This is a genomic window from Streptomyces sp. NPDC093795, assembly GCF_044764665.1.
GTDB lineage: Bacteria > Actinomycetota > Actinomycetes > Streptomycetales > Streptomycetaceae > Streptomyces.
Map to the genome: position 1 here is coordinate 205,365 of NZ_JBIWIO010000009.1, position 23,979 is coordinate 229,343.

Below are 23,979 nucleotides of genomic sequence, written 5' to 3' on the forward strand. Positions count from 1 at the left end.
TTGAGCTACACCTGAGAAAAGAGAATGCCTTCGGAAAAGAAACGATGCCCGGGAAGAATTCCCGGGCATCGTCGTCATTGCCTAGCAGGCGTACTCCTGGGGGGCGTACTCCTTAGTTGTAGGGGCGCAGGATGGTGCTGCGCGACCAGGTCCAGCCGGTCTCCGCACCCCAGCCGGCCTTGTGGTAGTCGAAGCCCGTGGCATTGGAGAGGTGGGTGAACGCCTTGACCGCACCGGTTGAGAAGCCGTAGAAGCTGCCGATGTCGTCGCGGCCGTCACCGTTGTAGTCGCCCGTCACGTACTGGGCGCCCTGGTAGTACCAGTAGCCCGTCGGAATCTCCAGGCCCCTGATGGCGGAGCTGGCGAACTTCCCGTCCCGCGCCGTGGAGGCGGGGAGCTTGAACAGGGCGTCGTGGCCGTCGGCGTAGTCGTACCAGAGGCCGACGTCGTCGAGGCCGTCGCCGTTGAAATCACCCCCGTGCAGGTAGGTCTGGGACCAACTGCCCCAGGTGGCGGTGCTGGTGGACCAGGACTGCAGGCTCGTCTGGCTGAAACCGCCATTGGACAGGGCCAGGAAGGTGTGCATCTTCAGGGCCCCGTCCGAGTACCCGTAGAGGGCGGCGAGGTCGTCGCGGCCGTCGCCGTTGAAGTCACCCGTGACGAACTTGCTGCGATTGACGTCCCACCAGCCCGCCTGCTGCTGGGTGGAGGGGAAGGGCGCGTTGAAGCCGCCCTTCACGTTGGCGGTGAAGGTGAAGAGGGTGTCGTTGCCGGCCGCGTAGTTGTACCAGGCCGCGAGGTCGTCCCGGCCGTCACCGTTGAAGTCGCCCGACTCGAGCGTCACGGAGGCGCCGTACCAGCCACCCTTCCCCGACGTCCAGGACGCGAAGGGAGCGTTGAAGCCGCCGCCCGCCTTGCCGAGGGCGGTGAACAGCTTGACGACGCCGTTCCCGTAGTCGTACAGGGCCGCCATATCGCCCCGTCCGTCACCGTTGTAGTCGCCGGTGGCGAACTGCATCCGGTCGACGTTCCAGCTGCCGACCGCGGACTCGTAGGACTTGAACGGGTTGGCGAACGTGCCGTCCGAGTTGGACTTGAAGGTGTGCAGCGCGGACGTGCCGGCCGCGTAGTTGTACCAGGCCGCCATGTCACTGCGGCCGTCGCCGTCGTAGTCGTGCCGGACGACGGTGTTCGCCGCCCACTTCGACCGGCCGGCGGCGTCGTAGACCACCAGGTTGCCGCGGTCCTGCAGGACCGCGTAGCCGTTGAGGGCGCCCACGTTGGACGACCACAGCTGGGCACCGGCGGCGGTGGTGACCACGAGCTTGCCGTCGGACTGAAGAAGGGCCTTGGCGCCGGCGTTGCCGGCCGTGTTGCTGCTCCACAGCACGTTGCCCGCGTTGCCGGTCACGACGAGGTTGCCGTCGGTCCGCATCGTGAGCTTGGCGGCGTTGGAGGTGTAGGACGCGCCGGACGGGATGACGGTGCCGGACGGGATGAAGGCGCCGCCCGTGTTTCCGTCGATGGTGAAGCGGGACCCGAACATGATGGTGCTGGTCGCGGGGGGCGCCTGGCCCTTCCAGGCGACGAGGGCGTTGTCCGACGCCTGGCGCGCCCAGAGCTCCGCGCGGATGTCCTCGGCCGGGTCGCTCGTGACGTCGCCGGAGGAGCCGACCACCGGGTAGGCGGCCTTGGTGACGCCACCGCCGATCTTCATCAGGTTCCCCGGAAGACCCCAGGTGGCGGCGTCCAGACCGCCGTCGGTCGCGTACTTGGCCCAGGCGAGCAGGATTTCACCGGTGGCGTCGTCGCGGAGCCAGAGGTCCGGGAGGCCGTCCCAGGTGACGTCACCGGGGGTGATGATGGTGTACTTGTCCCAGTTCGTACCGCCGACCAGGGTGGGCGCGCGCGTGTTGCCAAGGTCCAGGTCGTCGGTGGCGCGGTTGCCGTAGTAGGCCCAGAGCAGCTTGCCCTGCTTGACCAGGAGGTCGGGCTGGCCGTCGCCGTTGATGTCACCGGGGGCGGCGATCTGGTCGGCGTTGGAATAGTGATCGTCGCCGGTCCAGCTTCCCTCTCCCTCGCAGCCCTCGTCCTCGTTCTTCACCGGGCAGGTGACGTCCAGCTCGGTCCGCTTCTCCGGATCGATCTTGCCGAATCCGTTGTTCTCGTAGACGTAGATCTTCTTCCGCTTGTCGATCTCGTCGTACTCCAGGGTCACCAGGTCGTTGTAGCCGTCCTGGCCCCAGTCACCGAAGGTGGTGACCTGCTTGCCGGCGAACGAGCCGCCGCCGTTGGTGGCGTGGCTGAACTCGCCGGAACCCTGACCGCCGTAGGTCAGCAGGGTGCCGTTACCGTCCACCGCCCAGATGTCGCGGGTGGCATCGCCGTTGAGGTCGAAGGCCACGTCACGCGTCTTCGTCGTGGCCGCGTAGTAGATGTACGTGGCGGTGTCCGAGCGGTTGCCCGCCTTGTCCACGCTGTACGCGTACACGAAGTGCGGACCGTAGTTCGGCGGGGTGATGGTCACCACCGGCGCGCCCGCGGTGACGGGGGTGACGTCCGGGTCGGTGTCCGTCCAGTAGTGGTACGCGACCACGTCACCGACCCCGTTCGGACCGAAGGTGAACGCGCCGGGGGTCCGAGCCTTGCCGGTGTTCGCCGGCCACTTGGTCTCGCCGTTGGGGAAGACCGTGGAGGTGATTGTCGGCGGGTTGCTGGGACGCGTGCGGTCGACGGTGAACTTGCACGTCACCGACGTCGGACCCCACACCTGCTCCTTGTCCCTCGTGACGACGTGCCAGGTGTAGTCACCCGTCGGCAGGTCCACGTCGGGCACCGCCCAGGTCGTGACCTTGTCCTTCAGGGCGGGCAGGTCCATCGTCCTGACCGGCTGGGCAGTACCCGCCTTGTACAGGTTGAAGCGCGCGGTCAGGTTGCCGCCGTCCCGGTCGGAGTGCTTGGCGTAGAGACTGACCCGGGTGTTGCCGATGACACCACCGGTCTTGCAGTCGGTCTTGGGGTACGTCCCCAGGCCGTCCGGGCGCTTCGGCAGGGTGTTGTACGTGATCTCGAGGGTGGCCGACTTCGGGTCGAACTTCTTCCAGGCGAAGGTGTCCGTCTCGTTGGAGGCGTACAGGCCCAGGGTGATGCTCGCCATACCCTGGTTCCGCGAACCCTCCTTGGCCCGGGCCTTGACCTTGCCGGTGACGTCGAACTCGAGGTTGCCCGCCCCGCAACCCTCGATCTCCGGGTTCCAGCCCTTGGAGTCGTTCACCGTGGACAGCTTGGTGAGCTTGGTCGGCTGGCTGGCCCAGGTCGTCTTCGACGAGATGCCCGTGGTGTGCCACACTTCCACGGGGCGGGACTGGCAGGACCAGGACCAGGTGTTCTTGACGCGGAAGGTCGCATCCTTCACCTCGGCGCCCATGACGTCACTCGTGTCGAGCTGGATGAACGAGCGCGAGACGCGGTCCGAGCCGCCCGTCTGGGCCTCGTAGCCGACCCGGATCGGGTCGGTGGAGTTCCAGAACGAGTAGTTCGGGTAATGCTTGTAGACGCGCGTCCAGTTCTGCCGCTCGCCCCACGCCCACTGCGGGTCGATGTAGACCGGGTACTGGGTCTCGGGAGCGGCCAGCATGGCCTGGTCCGGCTTGATCTCCAGGGTGTCCCCGGTGACCGTGGTGTCCATCGGCGCGTCCGTGGCACCCGGCGGCGGCTCGAAGCTGTCCGCCGGCGCCGTCGTCCCGTCATCCGCCGTCCCTCCCACGGCGTTGACGGAGAACGCCTGGGCACCCGCGGCCGGCTGTGACTCGCTGGTGGCCGTCGTGGAGTCCCACATCAGCGGCGTCGGGCTGGAGAAGACCGCGTGTCCCGAGGGGTCCACCGCGGTCAGGCTGCCGGTGTCGCCGTCCACGGAGACGTCGAGGCCGACCGTGTCGAACTTGAACTTCAGGCTGTCCAGATCCGGGTGCTGCGCGGCTTCCGCCGTCTTGACGACCAGGAGCTGCGAGAAGCCCTCGACCTCCGCCTTCAGCTGGAGGTCGACACCGGGCAGGATCTCGGCGTAGGTGGCCACGTTCTCGGCCAGTGTGGGCACGGGCAGCGCCGTGGGCCAGTTGAGCGTGAGCGTGCGTCCGTCCTTCACTCCGGAGAGCAGGGGAGCGGTGCCTCCGCCGGAGAACGTCACGTCCACCAGCGATGCCTTGGGCCGCACGGAGCCGTTCTCGGCGAAGACCAGCGTCGGGTCGGTCGGAACCCATTCCTTGTCACGGAGCAGGCGGACGGCGCTTCCGTGCCGCTTCACCGTCCACGTTCCGTCGGGCTGGGCCCACGTATCCGTGGCCTCGGTGCGTGCGGACTCGAGCTCGTAGGGCTGACCCGTGCTCGCCGCCCGCTCGAGAGCGTAGTCCTCCTCGCTCTGCTCGCCTGTTTGAACCGGGCTCTCGTAGACCGCCGAGGCCGTCGGAGCGAGCCCGGGAAGGGCGACGAGCGCGGAAGTGGAGATGATGCCCGTCAGCGCGACGGATATCAGTCGTTTTCTTCGGAATCCTGCTACGGGTCTTCCAGCAGGCAGCCTTGCAACGGACACGTACACACCCCTTGATGTCTCGATCTTCGACGACGCCGAAAGAATGGCGGCCCGACAGTATGTTCGCCAACCGAATTGAGCGGAACTTGAGCTCGGAGCGATCTCTCAATTTCCGATGATCAGCCGACTTGAGCGCGAGAATCCTGTTCGTCCACCCGGGGCCGATTGCCTGAAATGATGACCTCTGCGGGGGTTCTCGACTCCCGATCCCGGGAACGACGAAAATCCCGCCCGATCTTGCGATCGGACGGGATTCCCGGTGTCTGTGGACCTGTGGGGATTTGAACCCCAGACCCCCTCGATGCGAACGAGGTGCGCTACCAGACTGCGCCACAGGCCCTTGCGACGTGTGAAACATTAGCATCCCGACCGGCCCAGGCAAAAATCCGTTCCTTCGCAGGTCAGCCCGGGGCCGTCGCGGGGCCCCGGTGGGTCATTCGTTCGCCGCTCGGGGGCGGTCGTCGTCCGCGTACTGGTCGAAGAGGGGGGTGCGGCCGTGGTCGCGGGACCGGCGGGGGCCGGCGGGGCGCTGGCGGGGGGCCGGGGAGGGGGCGGGGGTCGGGTCGGCCGCTGTGGAGGAGCGGGCCGCGCTCCAGGTCTCCGGGTCCGTGATGTCGATGCCGCTCGTGGCGCGCGGGGCGACCGGAGCGGTCACGTACGTGGGGAGCGGGACCGGCACCGGGTCCCAGCTGTCGCCGCGGGCCGGGCCGCGGTCGCGCTGCTGGTCGACCCACTCCGCGTGGTCGGTCTGCTCGACCAGGGCGCGCCGGTCCGCCTCCTGCGGGGAGGGGGTCTGGGACGCGTCGGGTGCCGGTTCGGGCGTGGGGGCCGGGCGCCTGCTCTCGCGCAGCCGGGCCGCCGCCGCTTCGGCGCGCCGCCGGTCCATCACGTACACGAAGCGGCGTCGCTCCTGGGTCCGCAGGTGCACGATGTACGCGCTGAGGAGCAGCGCGGGGGCGGCCGGCGCCCAGAGGAAGGCGACTCCGCCGACGGCCGCGACGACCGCGCCGAGGGTGAAGGCCGCGAAGAGGAGCGTCGTGGTGCGGCGGCGGCGCGCGAGGACCTTGCCTCGGCGGGCCCGTTCGGCGGCGGCGCCCGTGACGGGGCGGGCCGGCGCCGGGTTCGGGCCCGGGCTCGGGGCGGGACTCGGCGCGGGGGCCGGTTCCGGTTCGGGATCCGGGAGTTCCAGGCGCGCTTCGGTCCTGGCCGCGGGCGCGGAGAAGGCCCGGACGTCGACCGAGCTCAGATGCTCGGTCGCCGCGTCCGGGTCCACGTCGGGCGTCGGACCCTCCGCCGTACGGTCCCGTTCCCTGAGCTCCCTGGCGTATCGGCGCTCCATTCCCGCCCGTCCGGAAAGCAGCCGGATGGCGGTGCTGAAGCGTTCCGTCGGACGGGCTTCGTTCAGCTCGTCCTGCCTGCGGAGCCACATCGGTACCAAGTAGGCGGCCCAGGCCCCGACGATGACTGCGTAGATGAGGCCGCTGCTGCTCACGCCTCACACGGTAGAGGGGTTCGCGTGACGGCATCGGCCAATTGGGCCGGTGTGTCGCACGATCTGGCTGATATCACTGAAGTTTTTTGTGATTTTCCAGATCGATTGCGCGTCAACTACCGATTGAATTCGAACACTTATTTTATTCTTGCCTGGTGCCAGCGCCGTACCAGCCCTTCCGGCACCTCCTCCACCGTCAGCGCGAAGACCAGATGGTCCCGCCACGCGCCGTCGATGTGGAGATAGCGGGGCCGCAGCCCCTCCTCCCGGAATCCCAGCTTCTCCACGACCCGGCGCGAAGGCCCGTTCTCCGGGCGGATGCACACCTCCATACGGTGCAGCCCGACCGCGCGGAAGCAGTGGTCGACGGCGAGGGCCACCGCCGTCGGCATCACCCCGCGCCCGGCCACCTCGCTGTCCACCCAGTACCCCACGTGCCCCGAGCACATCGAGCCCCAGGTGATCCCGGCGACCGTCAACTGGCCGACGAGCCGCCCCCGGTACTCGATGACGAACGGCAGCATCCGGCCCGCGTTCGCCTCCGACCGCAGATGGCGGACCATCTGACGGTACGTCGGCCGCTGCGGGACCGGGGCGCCCGGGGGCGGCGGCGGAACCGTCGCCTCCCAGGGCCGCAGCCACTCGCGGTTGCGCCGGTTCACCTCCCGCCAGGCCGCGTGGTCGCGGAGCCTTATCGGGCGGAGCACCACCTCGCCGTCCACGAGGACCACCGGCCAGGACGGGATCACGACGGTCTCGGGTGGTCGCCACCACGGATCTGGTCGACGGCGTGCCGGAGGAGCGGCTCCAGGACGGTCAGCCCGTCCCGTACCCCACCGGAGGACCCGGGCAGGTTGACGATCAAGGTGCCGCCCGCGACGCCCGCCAGGCCCCGCGACAGCGCCGCCGTCGGCACCTTCTCCCGGCCGTACGCGCGGATCGCCTCCGGGATGCCGGGGATCTCCCGCTCCAGGACCCGGCGGGTCACCTCGGGGGTCTCGTCGGTGGGCGAGATGCCCGTACCACCGGTGGTGACGATGACGTCGTACCCGGCGGCGACCCCGGCGCGCAGCGCCGCCTCGACGGGCGCCCCGTCCGGCACGACCTGGGGGCCGTCCACGGCGAACCGCATCCGGGTCAGGCCCTCCGCGATCAGCGGACCGCCCTTGTCCTCGTACACCCCGGCCGACGCCCGGTTCGACGCGGTGACGACCAGAGCGCGGTAGGCGGCCGCCGGGGCCTCCTCCGGCCCTGCCGGCTCCTCGTGCTCGTGCGTCCCCGCCACCCGGCCCGCGCGCGTCACGCCTCGGCCCTCGTCCAGTGCCCCGACTTGCCGCCCGTCTTCTCCTCCACCCGTACGTCGGAGATGACCGCGCCCTTGTCGACCGCCTTGATCATGTCGACCACCGTCAGGGCGGCCACCGAGACCGCCGTCAGGGCCTCCATCTCGACGCCCGTGCGGTCCGTGGTCTTCACCGTCGCGAGGATCTCGACCGCGTCGTCCGTGACCGCCAGGTCCAGGGTCACGCCCGAGACGGCCAGCGGGTGGCAGAGCGGGATGAGGTCCGGGGTCTTCTTGGCGCCCATGATCCCGGCGATGCGGGCGGTCGCGAGGGCGTCGCCCTTCGGGACGCCCTCGCCGCGCAGCAGCTCGATCACGCGCGGCGAGACGAGCACCCGCCCGCTGGCACGCGCCGTGCGGGCCGTGACGTCCTTCGCCGATACGTCGACCATGCGGGCCGCGCCCGCCTCGTCGATGTGGGTGAGACCTTGCTGCGTGCTCATGGCCGTGACACTCCCGGTCGCTGTATGGGGACGACACCGTACCCCCACCCTCGCCCCCTCAGCCGAGGAGGACCACTTCCAGCACGGTGCCCGGCTCCACGGTCTCCGTCTCCTCCGGGACCACGAGCAGGCAGTCCGCGTGCGCGAGGGCCGCGATCAGATGGGAACCGGCGCCGCCCACCGGGGTGACCGTGCCCGCATCGGGGTCGTACGTCCCCCGGAGGAACTGCCGGCGCCCGGCGGGTGACGACAGCGCCTTGCCGGCGACGAGCTCCGCCCGCACCCGGGGCCGGTGCAGGTCCTCGACGCCCATCAGGGCGCGGATCGCGGGGCGTACGAACAGCTCGAAGGAGACGTACGACGAGACCGGGTTGCCCGGCAGCGCCAGGAGCGGGATCTGCTCGGCGCCGATCGCGCCGAAGCCCTGCGGCTTGCCCGGCTGCATGGCCAGCTTGCGGAAGTCGACCTGCCCGTCGGCGGTCAGCGCCTCCTTCACCACGTCGTACGCGCCGACGCTCACCCCGCCCGTGGTCACGATCAGGTCGGCCCGGATGAGCTGGTCCTCGATGGTGGCGCGCAGCGACTCCGCGTCGTCGGCGACGGCGCCCACCCGGTAGGCGAGTGCGCCCGCGTCCCGCGCGGCGGCGGCGAGCGCGAAGCTGTTGGAGTCGTGGATCTGGCCCTCGCCGAGCGGCTCGCCGGGCTGGACCAGCTCGCTGCCGGTGGACATGACGACCACCCGGGGGCGGGGACGGACCTTCACGGTGCCCCGGCCGATCGCGGCGAGCAGGCCGATCTGCGGCGGCCCGAGGACCGTGCCCGCCGCCAGGGCCAGCTCCCCGGCCCGTACGTCGCTGCCGCGCGCGCGGACATGGGCGCGGGCCTCGGCGGCGCGGTGCACCCGGACCTCGCCGGCCGCGCCCTCGGGTGCGGCGCTCGCGGCGGTCATGCCGGTGGCCGCGCCCCCGCCCGTACCGCCGTCGGTCCACTCGACGGGGACGACGGCCTCGGCGCCGGGCGGCAGCGGGGCGCCGGTCATGATGCGGGCGGCCTCGCCGGGGCCGACCTCGGGCAGGCCGTCGGCGCCGGCCGCGACGTCACCGACGACGGTGAGGACGGCGGGGAACTCCTCGGTGGCTCCGGCGACATCGGCGACCCGGACCGCGTACCCGTCCATGGAGCTGTTGTCGAAGGGGGGCAGCGCGACCGGCACCGTCACGTCCTCGACGAGGACGCAGCCCTGCGCGTCGAGGAGTTGCAGCTCGATGGGTTCGAGCGGGCCGACGGTCGCGAGGATGTCGGCCAGGTGCTCGTCCACCGACCACAGACCGCGGGCCGGACCCGCGCAGGGGTCGGCCGCGCCCGCCCCGTGGTCGTGGTCGTCGTGGGACGGCGACGGTGCCGTGCTGCTGCTCAAGGCGCTACATCTCCTCGCTGACGTATCTCCGGAGCCAGGACCGGAAGTCCGGTCCCAGATCTTCACGTTCGCACGCGAGTCTGACAATGGCACGCAGATAGTCCCCGCGGTCACCGGTGTCATAGCGGCGGCCCTTGAACACGACCCCGTGCACCGGGCCGCCGATCTTCTCGTCCGAGGCGAGTTTCTGCAGGGCGTCGGTCAGCTGGATCTCCCCGCCGCGGCCCGGCTCGGTCTCCCGCAGCATCCCGAAGACGGCCGGATCCAGCACATAGCGGCCGATGATCGCGTAGTTGCTGGGCGCCTCGCCCGCGTCCGGCTTCTCGACCAGGTCCGTGACCTTGACGACGTCCGAGTCGACGGTCGCCTCGACCGCGGCGCAGCCGTACAGGTGGATCTGCGAGGGCTCGACCTCCATGAGGGCGATCACGCTGCCGCCCTCCCGCTCCTGGACCTCCACCATCCGCGCGAGCAGCGGGTCGCGCGGGTCGATCAGGTCGTCGCCCAGGAGGACCGCGAACGGCTGGTCCCCGACGTGCGGGGCGGCGCAGAGCACCGCGTGCCCGAGGCCGCGCGGGGCGCCCTGGCGGACGTAGTGCATGGTGGCGAGGTCGCTGGACTCCTGGACCTTGGAGAGACGCTCGGCGTCGCCCTTCCGGCTCAGGGCCTCCTCCAGCTCGTAGTTCCGGTCGAAGTGGTCCTCCAGGGGACGCTTGTTCCGGCCGGTGATCATCAGGACGTCGGAGAGACCGGCCGCGACGGCCTCCTCCACGACGTACTGGATGGCCGGCTTGTCGACGACCGGCAGCATCTCCTTCGGCGTCGCCTTGGTGGCCGGGAGGAAGCGGGTACCGAGGCCGGCGGCCGGGATGACAGCCTTGCTGATCCGGCCGAGCCTGGGGAGCGACTGATTCATGCGGTGCACCTTAGTCGTTCGGAATGAGAGGAAGATGTGGGTTCGGTTAACTTCCTCCCCATAAAGACAGTTACAAGAGTTCTGTGAATGCACACGAGGCCGTCATGACACCTGAGATGTCCGAAAAGACCCTGCTGCGCAGTCGACTTCTGGCCGCCCGCGCGACGCTGAACGCCGAATCCCTGGCACACACGGCCGAATCCCTCGCCCGCCACGGACTGGAACTCACCGAACTCGCCGAGGCGTCCACCGTCGCCGCCTATGTGTCCGTGGGCCGCGAGCCGGGCACGCGCGCGTTGCTGGACGCGCTCCACGCGCGCGGGGTGCGGGTCCTGCTGCCCGTCCTGCTCCCCGACAACGACCTGGACTGGGCCGGGTACGAGGGTCCCGAGGGGCTCGCGAAGGCCGGGCGCGGTCTTCTCGAACCCGTCGGGCCCCGGCTCGGCCCCGACGCCGTGTGCTCCGCCGACGCCGTGCTGCTGCCGGGCCTGGCGGTCGACGGGCGCGGGATGCGGCTCGGGCGGGGCGGCGGCTCGTACGACCGGGTGCTCGCCCGGCTCGCACGCGCGCGCGTGGACCCCGCCCTGGTGGTGCTCCTCTACGCGGACGAGGTGGTCGCGCGGGTCCCGGAGGAACCGCACGACCACCCCGTGCACGCGGTGGTGACCCCGGAGGGGGTCGTCCGCTTCTCGGCGGGTGCTACGGCTTGAGGACCAGCGTGTCCTTCGTCGCCGCGTCGACCGCCGCCTTGCCGTAGGCCCAGTCGTAGAGCTCGCCCTTCGCCCAGGCGTCCGTCTGGTCGGTGTAGTGCGAGTGGAAGGCGTGGCCCGAGGCTCCGGTCAGGTTGATCCACCGGGACTTGTCCCAGTCGCCGACGTTGACCACCATCCGCATCGACGGCACCCAGATCACCTCGTAGCCGCCGGCCGCGTTCCAGCCGGTGGCGTCGACGGCCGCCTCGCCGCCGCCCAGGTTCCACGGACCGCGGTTGAGGAGCTGCTGCACGACGCCGGGTCCCGCGGTGCCGAGGGTCTGGTTCTTCAGGGTCAGCTGGTGGAGCCGGCCCCAGCTCCAGGTGGAGACGTCCTTGCCGAGCTTGGCCGTCAGCTCCCAGCGCGCGTCCTTCATGGCCCGGGCGAGCAGCTGGTCACGGGTCTCGGTGGGCGAGTCCAGGCGGTTGCCGGGGGTCGTCCACCACTCGTTCTTCTCCTGCTTGAGGAGCGGGCGGACCACCTCGTACCAGCGGTCGCCGCCGTCCGGCTGCGCCGACTCGGGGTCGCGCTCGCCGCACTCGCGGACGAGCTTGTTCTGCTCGTCGACCGGGCCGGTGGCGTCGACCGGGCGGACGTTGATGCAGTCGCCCTCGACGCGCAGCTCCTTGGGCAGCTTGTCGCCGAAGGACAGCTTGAGGACGTTGCGCCAGACCGCGTTGAAGTAGGCGGCGGCGGCCGAGTCGGGTTCCTGGGTGTAGTCCCAGCCCTCCAGGAGCTTCTGCGCCTCGCGGACGTACGGGTCGGAGATGTCGATCTTCAGCAGGAGCGGGTTGAGGAGGGTCGCGATCTCGCTGCGGTTGTCCGTCTGCATGGTCCGCATGTCGTCCGGCGAGATCTTTCCGCCGTCCTTGATCTTCGACTCGATGAGGTCGTTGATCCGCTGGCTGCGCGAGCCGTAGCCCCAGTCCTTGGTGAGCAGGTCGGGGTAGCCCTTGGGGTCGATCACGGCCTGGTTGGCGGTGACGACGTAGCCGCGCTTCGGGTTGTACTCGTAGGGCAGCTGCTCGAAGGGGATGTAGCCCTTCCACTTGTACGTGGAGTCCCAGCCGGGGGCGGGCAGGGTGCCGTCGCCCTTGGAGCGCTGCGGGATCTTGCCCGGGGACTGGTAGCCGATGTTGCCCTCGGTGTCGGCGTAGACCAGGTTCTGGGAGGGGACCTCGAAGTTCTTGGCGGCGGCCCGGAAGGTGGTGAAGTCCTTGGCGCGGTCGAGGGCGAAGACGGCGTCCATCGACTTGCCGGGCTGGAGGGCGGTCCACTGGAGGGAGACGCCGTAGCCGGTGCCGCGGTCGGGGGCGGCGTTGCCGACGGGGGCCTTCTGGCCGACCTTCTCGAGCTCGGAGGCGCGGTCGGAGACGAGCGGACCGCGGTCGGTGAAGCGGACGGTGATCTTCCGGTCCTTGCCGCCCGCGACCTTGATGATCTCGTCGCGGACCATGAAGGGCTTGACCTTGCCGTCGACGAGGTAGCCGTCGGGGCCGATCTTCTCCAGGTAGAGGTCGGTGACGTCGGCGCCGAGGTTGGTGAATCCCCAGGCGATCTTGTCGTTGTGTCCGATGATCACACCGGGCATGCCGGAGAAGGTGTAGCCGGAGACGTCGTAACGGCAGGTCGCCGAGACCGAGCGGCAGTGCAGGCCCATCTGGTACCAGAGGGACGGCAGCTGGGGCGCGAGGTGCGGGTCGTTGGCGAGCAGCGGCTTGCCGGAGGTCGTGTACCGCCCGGAGACGACCCAGGAGTTCGAGCCGATGCCGTTGCCGTTGGGGCCGAGGAGGGCGGGGACGCCGTCGAGGACCTCGGAGAGCGCGCCGAGCTGGGACTGCGCACCGGAGTCGCCGGAGGAACCGGAAGAGCCGGAGTCGCTGGAGGAACCGGAGTCGCTGGAGGAGCCGGAGCCGGGGACGCCGCCCGGGGTCTCGCCGGTCGCCAGGTCGTCGTCCTCGCCGGCCTTGCCCTTCGGGTCGAACTTCCCGCTGTCCTCGTCGACCGCGCCCTGCGAGACGATCGGCTGGTGGAGCGCGTACGGGTACTCCGGGTACAACTGCTTGATCTGGCTCGCGCTCAGCCGGCTCGTCATCAGCGAGCGGTCGATCTCGTCCTGCATGTTGCCGCGCAGGTCCCAGGCCATCGCCTTGAGCCAGGCCACCGAGTCGACCGGCGTCCACGGCTCGATCGCGTAGTCGTTGGTGAGGGCCAGGGCCGCGTACTCGACGGAGACGTCGGCGGGGTCCCGGTCCTTCAGATAGGCGTTGACACCCTCCGAGTACGCCTGGAGGTACTTCTTCGTCTCGGGCGTCAGGACCTTGTCGTACTCCTGCTGCGCGACCCGGCGCCAGCCGAGCGTCCGCAGGAAGGAGTCGGTCTCGACCTGGCCCTCGCCGAACATCTCGGAGAGGCGGCCCGCGGTCACGTGCCGCCGGACGTCCATCTCGTAGAAGCGGTCCTGCGCCTGGACGTAGCCCTGGGCGCGGAATAGGTCCGTCTCGGTGTCCGCGTAGATCTGCGGGACGCCGTTCGCGTCGCGCTTGACCTCGACCTCGCCGGACAGCCTGTCGAGCCGGATCTCGCCCGTGGTCTGCGGGAACGAGGCCCGGACGGTGCTCACACCCCAGTACCCGCCGGCCCCGACGCCCGCGACCAGGGCGAGGACCAGGACGAGGAGGATCAGGCGGGCGCGCCGCCCTTTCTTCTTGGCGGGAGGCGCGGTCGTGTTGGAGGGCATCGCTGTCCTTCGAGGGGCAGGGTGGTCCTGGAGTACGGGAGCAACCTTAGGCGCAGCGTCCGGACGGCCCGGACGCGGTGTCAGGAAGAGAACCGTACTGATGAACGAGGGGGCGCAAAGAGGGCGTCAAGAAAACGTTAAAGATTAGGTAAGGTAACGAAGTGTCGGCCGCTGGAGGAACGATCCAGCTGCATGTGAGGGCCGCTGGAAGAACGATCCAGCTGCACGTAAGGGGAAGGAACGGCCACTGACTGTCCACGAGCTCAACGAACTCCTGCTCATCAGCTCCCTCGTGCTGCTGATCGCGGTCGCGGCCGTCCGGATCTCTTCCCGCAGCGGGCTCCCCAGCCTGCTGCTCTACCTCGGCATCGGCATCGCCATCGGCCAGGACGGCATCGGCAACGTCGCCTTCGACAACGCCGAACTGACGCAGGTCATCGGCTATGCCGCCCTCGTCGTGATCCTCGCCGAGGGTGGACTCGGCACGAAGTGGAAGGAGATCAAGCCGGCACTGCCCGCCGCGGTCGTCCTCTCCACCATCGGCGTCGCGGTGAGCGTGGGCATCACGGCCGCCGCCGCCCACTACCTCGTCGGCCTCGACTGGCGACAGGCCCTGATCATCGGCGCCGTCGTCTCCTCCACCGACGCCGCGGCCGTCTTCTCCGTGCTGCGCAAGGTGCCCCTGCCCGCACGGGTCACCGGTGTCCTGGAGGCCGAGTCCGGCTTCAACGACGCCCCCGTCGTCATCCTCGTCATCGCCTTCTCCACCGCGGGGCCGGTCGACGAGTGGTACGTCCTCGTCGGCACGATCGCCCTCGAACTCGCCATCGGCGTGGCCATCGGCCTCACCGTCGGCTTCCTCGGCGCCTACGGGCTTCGGCACGTCGCCCTGCCCGCCTCCGGCCTCTACCCGATCGCCGTCATGGCCATCGCCGTCGTCGCGTACGCCGCCGGCGCCATGGCCCACGGCTCCGGCTTCCTCGCCGTCTACCTCGCCTCGATGGTCCTCGGCAACGCCAAGCTGCCCCACGCGCCCGCGAACCGCGGCTTCGCCGAGGGCCTCGGCTGGATCGCCCAGATCGGCATGTTCGTCCTGCTCGGCCTGCTCGTCACCCCGACCGAACTCGTCCACGACTTCTGGCCCGCCGTCGTCATCGGCCTGGTCCTGACCGTGGTCGCCCGGCCCATGGAGATCCTGGTCAGCCTGCTGCCGTTCCGCATCCCCTGGCAGGAGCAGGCGCTCATGTCCTGGGCGGGACTGCGCGGAGCCGTCCCCATCATCCTCGCCACCATCCCCATGGTGACGAAGGTCGAGGGCAGCGAGCGGATCTTCAACATCGTCTTCGTCCTCGTCGTCGTCTACACCCTCGTCCAAGGGCCGACCCTGCCCTGGCTCGCGAAGGCCCTGAAGCTCGGCGACTCCGTGGGGGCCTCCGACCTCGGCGTCGAGTCCGCCCCCCTGGAGCGGCTCCGCGGCCACCTGCTCTCCGTCGCCATCCCGGCGGAGTCCCGGATGCACGGCGTCGAGGTCGCCGAACTGCGGCTCCCGGCCGGAGCGGCCGTCACCCTCGTCGTACGGGAGGAGAAGAGCTTCGTACCGGGGCCCGCGACCGTCCTGCGGCGCGGCGACGAGCTCCTCGTCGTCGCCACCGACCCGGTACGGGACGCCACCGAACGGCGCCTGCGCGCGGTCGGCCAGGGCGGCAAGCTCGCCGGCTGGCTGGGGACGGGAGGCGCGACGGCGGCCTCCGCACCCCCGGGCACAGAGCTGCGTTTCCATCGCCACGGCGACCACCACAAGCGAACATCCGGTTAATCCGAGGCGTTATTTCGGGGGCGGGAGCGTTTTCCCAGGCAGGAAGACGCTCTTCCCTGTACCATGAAGGCACACCTGATCGAACCAACTCTGCCTGACGCAGAGCTGGCGCGACCGTATGGCGGCCGTGGCGCCCCTCCGCAGTGGGGCCGGCCCGGTATCTACCGCAGTAACGCGCATGAGGACAGCTCTCGGCGACACCCGCACCACCGTGCAGGGGCGCGCTACCAGGCGGCAGAAAGGCCAGGACCGTGGTGTCCACGGTCATCTCGGACAAGCGACCCGGCTACGGCCAGTTGCTGCGCACACCCGGTGCGCTGTCCTTCCTTCTCCCCGGCTTCGCCGCCCGGCAGCCCTTCGCGATGCTGACCATCGGCATCGTCCTGCTCGTCCAACACACGACCGGCTCGTTCGGCAGCGCCGGCGCCGTCGCCGCCGTCACCGGCGTCTCCATGGCCCTGTTCGCGCCGCAGAGCGGCAAGCTCGCCGACCGCTTCGGCCAGCGCGCGGTCCTGCTCCCCGGTGTCCTCATCCACACCGCGTCCGTTTCCCTGCTCGTGGTGCTCGCGCTGACCGGCGCCCCGCTCTGGGCGCTGTTCCTGGCCGCCGTGCCCGCCGGTGCCTCCGTGCCGCAGGTCGGTCCGATGGTCAGGGCCCGCTGGGCCGCGAAGCTCGACGGCACCCCGCTGATGCCGACGGCCGCGGCCTTCGAGTCCGTCACGGACGAGTTCACCTTCGTCGTCGGACCCGTCCTCGCCACCGCCCTGTGCACCGGCGTGCACCCGGCCGCCGGCCTGATCGCCGAGGCCGCCCTCACCCTCTTCGGCGGGCTCTTCTTCGCCGCCCAGCGCGCCACCCAGCCCGCCTTCGGCCTCGCCGCCGCCGCGTCGGCCGAGCCCCACCGCTCGGCCCTCTCGATCCCCGGCGTCCGCGTCCTGATCGTCGCCTTCCTCGGCATCGGCTCCGTCTTCGGCGGCATGCAGGTCTCCCTCACCGCCTTCACCGAGGAGATCGGCAACCCCGGCGCCAACGGCCTGCTGTACGGGATCTTCGCCGCCGGCAACATGCTCGCGGGCATCGCCATGGGCACCGTCGCCTGGAAGATCGGGCCCCGCCGCCGCCTGATCCTCGGATACGTCGGCCTCACGGCCGCCGCGTCCCTGCTGTGGACCGCGCACTCGGTGCTGCTCCTCGGCGCCCTGGGCCTGGTCGTGGGCCTGTGCATCGCCCCCGCCCTGATCACCGGCTACACCATCGTCGAGACCCTGATCCCGGCGTCCGCCCGTACCGAGGCCTTCACCTGGCTCACCGGCGCCGTCGCGCTCGGGCAGGCCGCGGCCGTCACGGTCGCCGGCCGCCTCGCCGACGGCCACGGCGCGAGCACCGGATTCCTGGTGCCGATGGCGGGCACCGCGCTCGCCCTGGCCACGCTCCTGGCCCTGCGCTCGCGCCTCAAGCCGCGCGAGACGAGCCGGGTCGCGGCACGTGGTATCGGTCACCGCGTGCCGGTGGCGGTGGACTGATCCCGCGGAATACGTCACTATGGATCGTCGTTAGCACTCGATGAGTGTGAGTGCCAGGAGGAAGACAAGTGCCGACCTACCAGTACCAGTGCACCGAGTGCGGCGAGGGCCTCGAGGCGGTGCAGAAGTTCACCGATGACGCGTTGACCGAGTGCCCCCAGTGCAAGGGCCGCCTGAAGAAGGTGTTCTCGGCCGTCGGCATCGTCTTCAAGGGTTCCGGCTTCTACCGGAACGACAGCCGCGGCTCCTCGTCCAGCAGCTCGCCGGCGTCGAAGCCCACGACCCCGTCGTCCACGCCGTCCTCGACGTCGGACGCGAAGCCGGCCGCGTCGACCGCGTCGTCGTCCGCTTCCTCCTCCTCGGCGTCCTCGTCGAGCACCGGAAGCTCGGCCGCCTGACCAAGCCGTTCCCCCGAGGGCCCCGTCGCGTGCGACGGGGCCCTCGGCGTTCCCGTACGCCCCGCATAGGGTGACCGGCATGGCGACCCACGACGCGTACGCGGACATCGGTGTGATCGGCGGATCCGGCTTCTACTCCTTCCTGGAGGACGTCACGGAGGTGTCCGTCGACACCCCGTACGGCAGCCCCAGCGACTCCCTCTTCCTCGGCGAGATCGCCGGCCGGCGGGTCGCCTTCCTCCCCCGGCACGGCCGGAGCCACAGCGTCCCGCCCCACCGCATCAACTACCGCGCCAACCTGTGGGCGCTGCGTTCCGTGGGCGTACGGCAGATCCTCGGGCCCTGCGCCGTCGGGGGGCTGCGCGAGGAGTACGGGCCTGGCACGCTCGTCGTCCCCGACCAGCTCGTCGACCGTACGAAGGCCCGGGCGCAGACCTACTTCGACGGGGAGCGGCGGGCGGACGGGGCCGTGCCCCGGGTCGTCCACGTGACCTTCGCCGACCCCTACTGCCCGGACGGGCGGCTGGTCGCGGTCAAGGCCGCCCGGGGGCGGGGCTGGGAGCCGGTCGACGGCGGGACGATGGTCGTGATCGAGGGGCCCCGTTTCTCCACCCGGGCCGAATCCCGGTGGCACGCGGCGGCCGGCTGGTCGGTCGTCGGCATGACCGGGCACCCGGAGGCCGTCCTCGCCCGTGAACTGGGCCTCTGCTACACCTCGCTCGCGCTCGTCACCGACCTGGACGCGGGCGCCGAGACCGGCGAGGGCGTCTCGCACACGGAGGTCCTGCGGGTGTTCGGCGAGAACGTGGGGCGGCTGCGGGAGGTGCTGTTCGACGCGGTGGGCACCCTGCCGGCGACCGTGGACCGGGACTGCCTGTGCACCCATGCGCACGACGGCTGGGACCTGGGGATCCAGCTGCCGTAATCCCCCCTGAGGGGTGAGGGAGTTGTCCACAGGCGTGGGGGTGTCCCCAGGCCGGAGCGGGGATGCGGGACGGCCGGGACAGTGGGAGCGCAAGCCACTCCCGACCAGGACGGCGGTACTCCGCGATGACTCCCTTCCTCACCTCCGCTCCCTCTGCTGCCCTCTCCGCATACCCCTCCGTTCCGGCGCCGTGCGCGGTGCCGGCTTTCGAGCCCCTTCGGGTACGGGGCACCCGGTGTCGGCTGCGCAGGGCGCTGCGGCGGGGACGGTGGGCGTCGGCGGTGCTCCTGGCGCTCGCGGCGGTCGCCCTCGCCCTCGCGAGCGGCGCTCCGGGAGCTCCCCCGCCCGGAGTCGAGAGGGCGCCGGTCTCCGGCGTCGCCGCTCGCGCGCGGCCGCCCGTCGCCGTGGCTCTGGTGTCCGCTCCGGTACGCATCGCCGACGCCGCGACCGTACGGCTGTTGCGCCCCGGTGACCGCGTCGACGTGATCGCCGCGCCCAACTCGCCGCTGGGCGCGGAGGGTGAGGCGCGGGTGGTGGCGAGGGGGGCCCGGGTGGCCGACGTCCCGCACCCGGGCGAGACTCGTTCGGACGGAGGGGCGCTCGTCGTCCTGTCCGTGCCGCGGTCGACGGCGGCGGAACTCGCGGGCGCCGGGGTCACCTCCCGACTGGCGGTGACGGTGTGCTGATTCGCACGGACACCCTGTCAAGTCACCGTCCCGTGTGTACGGATTGGACGCTCGTGGGCCCTTCGCGACCTAATGGCACGGCACACAGCGACATGAGCGACGAAAGGCACCTTGGTGACCGAGAACAAGGACAGTTTGCTGGGCGGCTTCAAGGCCTTCCTGATGCGTGGCAACGTGATCGACCTGGCTGTGGCCGTCGTCATCGGTGCCGCGTTCACCAACATCGTGAACTCGGTGGTCAAGGGCATCATCAACCCGCTCGTCGGCGCCTTCGGCACCAAGAACCTGGAGAGCTACGCCTCCTGCCTGAAGGACCCGTGCCGGGTGGTCGACGGGGAGATGCAGGGCATCCAGATCCAGTGGGGTCTGGTCCTCAGCGCGGTCCTGAGCTTCCTCATCACCGCGGCCGTCGTCTACTTCCTGATGGTCCTGCCGATGGCGAAGATCCTCGCGAAGCGCGCCGCGCACGACCAGGCGAAGGAGGGCGTCGCGGAGACCATGGAGATCAGCGAGCTGGAGGTCCTCAAGGAGATCCGCGACCACCTGGTCGCCCAGCGCGGCCCGTCCTCGGGCATGGGGACAGGGGCGGGCACGGGTACGGCGCCCGGCTCGGGCGCCGGTGGCGGTTCGGGGACGCACCCCACCTCCTGACCGGCGGCGAAGGCCGGAATCAGAGGTGGTGCGGCGGCTTCTCGTCGAGGAAGCGCGCGAGGTCGGCGGCACTGTCGCCGCCGACGGGAGGCCGCTCGCCCCACCCACGGTCCGTGTCGTCCGCGGACTGCTGGTCCAGCGGATCGTCGAAGACGAGTACCGGCTTCGTCTCGTTCGTGGGATGCGGGCCGGACCGCTTCGCGTCTCGCGGTCCGTGGGCGGGGGCGGTGCTCATACCTTCAGGGTACGCCCGCCTGCCCGCCCCGCTCATCGGTCCTTCGGGTCCACCAGCCAGAGGCCGAGCACCACGAGGAACGACAGGACGAGGAAGCCCGCACCCCACCAGGCGGTGCCGGTGTCGCCGGACATCCACTCGTCCACGACGACCGTGAGCCCCCAGAGCTGGCCGATGACGACGGTGAGCGCGAGCGTCAGACGGGCCGACAGCTTCGAGGAGCGCTCCGGTTCCTGTTCCGTGCCGGCCCCGGGTCCCGGGCCGGTGTGCCGGATGCGGGGGTCGCCGTATCCGCTGGTGGGACGGATCTGCGGATACCGCTCGTGCACGGGACGGTTCAGGCGGGGCTGGACGCTGCCCGGGGTGTACGCGGGGGGCCGCGGGGCCTCCGGGTCCTGGGGGAACGGCGTCTCCGTCACGTGCGCTCACTCCTCTCCGCCGGCTTCCCTGCCGGGGCGCCGCCGCCGAAGCCGGGGCAGCCCGGACGGTCCTCGCCGTTCTGGCGGCAGAAGCCCTCGACGGCGCTCTCGCCCGAGCGGGCGGTGCCGACGGCCCAGACGCTGCCGTCGACCTGCTCGACGAGCAGCACCTTCGGCAGGCCTCTCGGCGGCGGGCCCGCGGTGACCTCTCCCGTACGGGCGTCGAAGATGCCCTCGTGGCAGGGGCAGTACAGCTCGCCCTCGCTGCCCCGTTCCCTGCGCCACAGCACGGCGCAGGCGAGGTGGGTGCAGACGGCGGAGTAGCCGGCGAGGGTGCCGTCCTCCATGCGGACGGCGATGGCCCGGTCCTCGGCGCCCGGGTAGCGGAAGGCGAGCGACTCCCCCGGTTCGATCCGGTCGGCGACCTTCCTGACCTCGGGCGCGCCTTCGGCGTCCCCGTGCCGGTGGAGGATGCCGGAGGCGACGGCGACACCGCCGACGGCGAGGCCGCCGGAAACGGTCGCGACGATCCGCAGGTAGTCGCGGCGGGTGGTGAGCGAGTCGGCGGCGATCCGGTCGTGGAGCGCCTCCTTGGCCGCGTCGGCGCCGGGGTCCGAGGTGGGTGGCTGGGGGTCGGTGACGCTCAACGGACATCCCTTCCATTGATCTCGACGACGGGGAGCCCGCCGGGGACCGGCCACTGGACCTTGTCGGCGGGGACCACCATCGCCACGCCGGTGGAGACGGTGGTGCTGCCGAAGGTGAAGGAGTCGGCCACCTGGACGCCGGGGCGTTCGGCCCGGAGCTCGTCGAGGGTTCCGTAGAAGAGGGCGCCGGTGGGGCAGACGGTGGCGCACATCGGGGCGAGGCCGTAGGCGGTGCGGTCGTAGCAGAGGTTGCACTTCATCTGGAGCTTCGCCTGGAGGTCGATCTTGGGGACGCCGAAGGGGCAGGCGTTGACGCAGTTGGCGCAGCCGATGCAGCGGGTGGTGTCGGCCTGCTGCACGACGCCGTCGGCGGTGACCAGGATCGCGTCGGCGGGGCAGACCTCGGCGCAGGGGGCGACGGGGTCCTCGCAGTGCATGCAGACGGTGGGGAGGGCGGCGACGGAGTGACCCTCGTCGGGGTAGTCGAGGTGGATCATCGACTTGCCGCGGTGCGAGTCGCATTCGCGGCAGGCGGAGACGCAGGCCTGGCAGCCGATGCAGCGGCCCGGGTCGATGAAGATCGTGCGGCCCATCATGTGCGGTTCAGCTCCTCTCCGCGGTGCCGCGGCCCTGGGGGGAGGTGGGGGGCAGCGGGTCGGTGCGGGAGACCTGGGTCTCGGGGTAGGCCTGGTGGCCGGGGGCGGTCGGTGGGGCGGGGACCTCGTCGATGTGCGGGGCGGCCTCGATGCGGGCGGCGCAGACCTTGTACTCCGGGATCTTGGAGCGGGGGTCGAGGGCGTCGATGGTGAGGGCGTTGGCGGCGGTGGGGACCGGCCAGTGGTAGGGGACGAAGACGGTGTCGGGGCGGATGGCCTCGGTGACGAGGGCGGGGAAGACCTCGCTGCCGCGGCGGGTGACGACGCGGACGGGGTCGCCGTTGCGGAAGCCGTGGGAGGGGTGGACCTCGACCCAGGGGCGCGGGGTCTGTTCGACGAGGGCGCCGAGGCGGCGGGTCTGGTTGCCGGAGAGGAAGTGGGCGACGGTACGGCCGGTGGTCAGCGACAGGGGGTACTCCTCGCTGTACGGGTCCATCGGCGGGTGCCATTCGACGACCTGGAGGTGGATCTTGCCGTCCGGGTGGTAGGTGCGGCCGTCCTCGAAGAGGCGGGGGGTGCCGGGGTGCTCGGTGGTCGGGCACGGCCAGGCGATGCCTCCGGTCTCCTCCAGGCGTTCGTAGGTGATGCCGTAGTAGTCGTTGACGGTTCCGGCGGAGGCGACGCGGAGTTCCTCGAAGACCGAGCGGGAGTCGGGGAAGGCGAACTTGTCGCCCGCGCCGAGCCGCCGGGCGAGTTCACAGATGACCCAGGTGTCGGTGCGGACGCCGGCGGGGGGTTCCTGGGCCTTGTTGTGCTTGACGACCCGGGCCTCGGCGTTGGCCATGACGCCCTCGTCCTCGGCCCACACGGTGACGGGGAAGACCACGTGCGCGTTGGCCGCGGTCTCGGAGAGGAAGAAGTCGAACTGGGCGTGGAACTCGAGGGTGTCGTAGCCGTCCTTGACGGTGGCGTAGTTCGGGAGGGAGACGAAGGGGTTGTTGCAGATGCCGACGAGGCCGCGGATCTCCTTGCGCTGCATCTGCCAGACCATCTCCATCATGGAGGTTCCGGCGGGCGGCAGTTCGGCCTCGTCGATGCCCCAGATCTCGCAGATCTGGCGGCGGTGCTCGGGGTTGGTGATGGAGCGGCCGCCGGGCAGGAGGTCGGACTTCTGGCCGTGCTCGCGGCCGCCTTGGCCATTGCCCTGGCCGGTGATGGTGCCGTAGCCGGCGCCGGGCTTGCCGATGTTCCCGGTGGCGACGCACAGGTTGATGATGCTGAGGCAGTTCTCGACGCCCTGCGAGTGGTGCTCGACGCCGCGGGCGTGCCAGGCCATGGACCGGCCGGCGCCGGCGAACATGCGGGCGACCTGGACGATCTGCTCCTCGGGGACGCCGCAGATCTGGGCGGCGCGGGAGGGCGGGTAGTCGGCGACGGTCTTCCTCACCTCGTCCCAGCCGGTGGTGTGGGCGGCGAGGTACGCCTCGTCGGTGAGGCCTTCGGCGACGACGACGTTCAGGACGGCGTTGAAGAACGCGGAGTCGGTGCCGGGCTTGAGGGCGACGTGGACGTCGGCGGTGCGGGCGACGGCGGTCTCGCGGGGGTCGACGACGATGAGGGTGGCGCCTCGGTCGCGGGCCCCCCACAGGTACTGGGTCATGACGGGGAAGCACTCGCCGACGTTGGAGCCAGCGATGAGGAGGCAGTCGCTGAGGAGGATGTCTGAGAAGGGGTTGCCCGCGCGGTCGATGCCGAAGGCGAGCTTGTTGGCTCCGGCGGCGGAGACCATGCAGAGGCGCCCGTTGTAGTCGACGTGCCGGGTCTTGAGGGCGACCCGGGCGAACTTGCCGACGAGGTAGGTCTTCTCGGAGTAGAGGCTGGCGCCGCCGAGGAGACCGAAGGCGTCATGGCCGTACTCGCCCTGGATGCGGCGGATCTCGGCGACGGTGTGGTCGAGCGCCTCGTCCCAGCTCACCTCGCGGAACTCCTCGTCGCGATTGCGTCGCATGAGGGGCGCGGTGAGCCGGTCGGGGTGGTTGACCTGCTGGTAGGCGTTGATGCCCTTGGGGCAGAGGCGCATCCGGTTGATGTCGTGGTTGCGGGGTTCGACGCCGAAGACCTTGCCGCCGCGGTCGACCCGCAGGTACATCCCGCACTGGACGCCGCAGAAGCAGCAGTGGGTGGGGACGAGGGTCTCGCCGTTCTGGTCGGCGTGCCAGCGGTCGGCGGGGATGCCGCCGGCGTCGCGGAAGGCGCGGGTGCCGGGCGGGGCGAGGGAGGGATCGAGCGACAGCGGCTGCCCGGGGGCGGTGGTCGCGGGGCGGGGCGCCGGGTCGGTCGCGGGGCGGGGCGCCGGGTCGGTCGCGGGGCGGGGCGCCGGGTCGGTCGCGGCG

At 70.8% G+C, this 23,979-nt stretch carries 20 protein-coding genes and 1 tRNA gene; 7 read left to right on the top strand and 14 right to left on the bottom strand.

All coding sequences use genetic code 11. From position 1 onward, the window contains the following. Positions 1-112: 112 nt before the first annotated feature. From ACIRB7_RS24215 to galU, 8 genes are all read right to left on the bottom strand, one after another. Complete coding sequence (locus tag ACIRB7_RS24215) at positions 113-4,588, bottom strand: FG-GAP-like repeat-containing protein (RefSeq protein ID WP_403602316.1); 4,476 nt, start codon at positions 4,586-4,588, stop codon at positions 113-115. A 266-nt stretch (positions 4,589-4,854) separates the two neighbouring features. Continuing rightward, positions 4,855-4,928 (bottom strand) — tRNA-Ala (locus tag ACIRB7_RS24220). A 93-nt stretch (positions 4,929-5,021) separates the two neighbouring features. Further along, positions 5,022-6,080, bottom strand: a complete 1,059-nt coding sequence (gene glpR / locus ACIRB7_RS24225; protein WP_403602318.1) for a gephyrin-like molybdotransferase receptor GlpR — start codon at positions 6,078-6,080, stop codon at positions 5,022-5,024. A gap of 137 nt (positions 6,081-6,217) precedes the next feature. Beyond that, positions 6,218-6,829 (bottom strand): GNAT family N-acetyltransferase, encoded by a 612-nt coding sequence (locus ACIRB7_RS24230; RefSeq protein ID WP_403602321.1) that lies wholly within the window; start codon positions 6,827-6,829, stop codon positions 6,218-6,220. Continuing rightward, complete coding sequence (locus tag ACIRB7_RS24235; protein WP_403602733.1) at positions 6,826-7,365, bottom strand: molybdenum cofactor biosynthesis protein B; 540 nt, start codon at positions 7,363-7,365, stop codon at positions 6,826-6,828. Before ACIRB7_RS24235 ends, ACIRB7_RS24230 begins: the two co-directional genes overlap by 4 nt. A 14-nt stretch (positions 7,366-7,379) precedes the next feature. Then, on the bottom strand, positions 7,380-7,865 hold the full coding sequence (gene moaC / locus ACIRB7_RS24240) for a cyclic pyranopterin monophosphate synthase MoaC (protein WP_403602324.1): 486 nt from the start codon (positions 7,863-7,865) through the stop codon (positions 7,380-7,382). A 58-nt stretch (positions 7,866-7,923) separates the two neighbouring features. Then, positions 7,924-9,282, bottom strand: coding sequence for a gephyrin-like molybdotransferase Glp (glp, locus tag ACIRB7_RS24245; protein WP_403602327.1), 1,359 nt, complete (start codon positions 9,280-9,282; stop codon positions 7,924-7,926). A gap of 4 nt (positions 9,283-9,286) precedes the next feature. After that, entirely contained in the window at positions 9,287-10,198 is a 912-nt protein-coding gene (gene galU, locus ACIRB7_RS24250) for a UTP--glucose-1-phosphate uridylyltransferase GalU (protein ID WP_403602330.1), read from the bottom strand. Between the two features lie 104 nt (positions 10,199-10,302). Here galU and ACIRB7_RS24255 point away from each other — a divergent pair, with 104 nt between their 5' ends. Beyond that, entirely contained in the window at positions 10,303-10,908 is a 606-nt protein-coding gene (locus tag ACIRB7_RS24255; protein WP_403602332.1) for a 5-formyltetrahydrofolate cyclo-ligase, read from the top strand. Here ACIRB7_RS24255 and ACIRB7_RS24260 read toward each other — a convergent pair. Continuing rightward, the gene (locus ACIRB7_RS24260) at positions 10,898-13,690 is read right to left on the bottom strand and encodes a penicillin acylase family protein (protein ID WP_403602335.1); all 2,793 of its coding nucleotides are present in this window, start codon (positions 13,688-13,690) and stop codon (positions 10,898-10,900) included. The two genes, ACIRB7_RS24255 and ACIRB7_RS24260, sit on opposite strands and share 11 nt — an antisense overlap. 292 nt (positions 13,691-13,982) lie before the next feature. Between ACIRB7_RS24260 and ACIRB7_RS24265 the strand changes: the two genes are divergently transcribed. From ACIRB7_RS24265 to mscL, 6 genes are all read left to right on the top strand, one after another. Then, positions 13,983-15,506 carry a potassium/proton antiporter gene (locus ACIRB7_RS24265; RefSeq protein WP_403602338.1) on the top strand — a complete coding sequence of 508 codons (1,524 nt, stop codon included), beginning with the start codon at positions 13,983-13,985 and terminating at the stop codon, positions 15,504-15,506. 251 nt (positions 15,507-15,757) lie between these two features. Next, positions 15,758-17,029 (top strand): MFS transporter, encoded by a 1,272-nt coding sequence (locus ACIRB7_RS24270; RefSeq protein ID WP_403602341.1) that lies wholly within the window; start codon positions 15,758-15,760, stop codon positions 17,027-17,029. Positions 17,030-17,097: 68 nt separating this feature from the next. Then, positions 17,098-17,427 (top strand): FmdB family zinc ribbon protein, encoded by a 330-nt coding sequence (locus ACIRB7_RS24275; protein ID WP_403602344.1) that lies wholly within the window; start codon positions 17,098-17,100, stop codon positions 17,425-17,427. A 79-nt stretch (positions 17,428-17,506) separates the two neighbouring features. Further along, positions 17,507-18,352 (top strand): S-methyl-5'-thioadenosine phosphorylase, encoded by an 846-nt coding sequence (locus ACIRB7_RS24280; protein WP_403602347.1) that lies wholly within the window; start codon positions 17,507-17,509, stop codon positions 18,350-18,352. 281 nt (positions 18,353-18,633) lie between these two features. Beyond that, on the top strand, positions 18,634-19,038 hold the full coding sequence (locus tag ACIRB7_RS24285; RefSeq protein ID WP_403602350.1) for a hypothetical protein: 405 nt from the start codon (positions 18,634-18,636) through the stop codon (positions 19,036-19,038). 114 nt (positions 19,039-19,152) lie between these two features. Beyond that, positions 19,153-19,689: a large conductance mechanosensitive channel protein MscL gene (gene mscL, locus ACIRB7_RS24290; protein ID WP_403602353.1), complete on the top strand. Its 537-nt coding sequence runs from the start codon at positions 19,153-19,155 to the stop codon at positions 19,687-19,689. 19 nt (positions 19,690-19,708) lie between these two features. Here the strand turns inward: mscL and ACIRB7_RS24295 are convergent, their stop codons facing one another. From ACIRB7_RS24295 to ACIRB7_RS24315, 5 genes are read right to left on the bottom strand one after another with little or no spacing between them, the layout of a single operon-like run. Further along, positions 19,709-19,924: a hypothetical protein gene (locus tag ACIRB7_RS24295; RefSeq protein ID WP_403602355.1), complete on the bottom strand. Its 216-nt coding sequence runs from the start codon at positions 19,922-19,924 to the stop codon at positions 19,709-19,711. Between the two features lie 32 nt (positions 19,925-19,956). Then, positions 19,957-20,343, bottom strand: coding sequence for a hypothetical protein (locus tag ACIRB7_RS24300; RefSeq protein WP_403602358.1), 387 nt, complete (start codon positions 20,341-20,343; stop codon positions 19,957-19,959). After that, complete coding sequence (locus ACIRB7_RS24305) at positions 20,340-20,990, bottom strand: ubiquinol-cytochrome c reductase iron-sulfur subunit (RefSeq protein WP_403602360.1); 651 nt, start codon at positions 20,988-20,990, stop codon at positions 20,340-20,342. Before ACIRB7_RS24305 ends, ACIRB7_RS24300 begins: the two co-directional genes overlap by 4 nt. Next, positions 20,987-21,586 (bottom strand): 4Fe-4S dicluster domain-containing protein, encoded by a 600-nt coding sequence (locus ACIRB7_RS24310; RefSeq protein ID WP_403602363.1) that lies wholly within the window; start codon positions 21,584-21,586, stop codon positions 20,987-20,989. The genes ACIRB7_RS24305 and ACIRB7_RS24310 overlap by 4 nt, the downstream gene beginning before the upstream one ends. 7 nt (positions 21,587-21,593) lie before the next feature. Continuing rightward, positions 21,594-23,879, bottom strand: coding sequence for a molybdopterin oxidoreductase family protein (locus ACIRB7_RS24315; protein ID WP_403602735.1), 2,286 nt, complete (start codon positions 23,877-23,879; stop codon positions 21,594-21,596). Positions 23,880-23,979 lie beyond the last annotated feature (100 nt).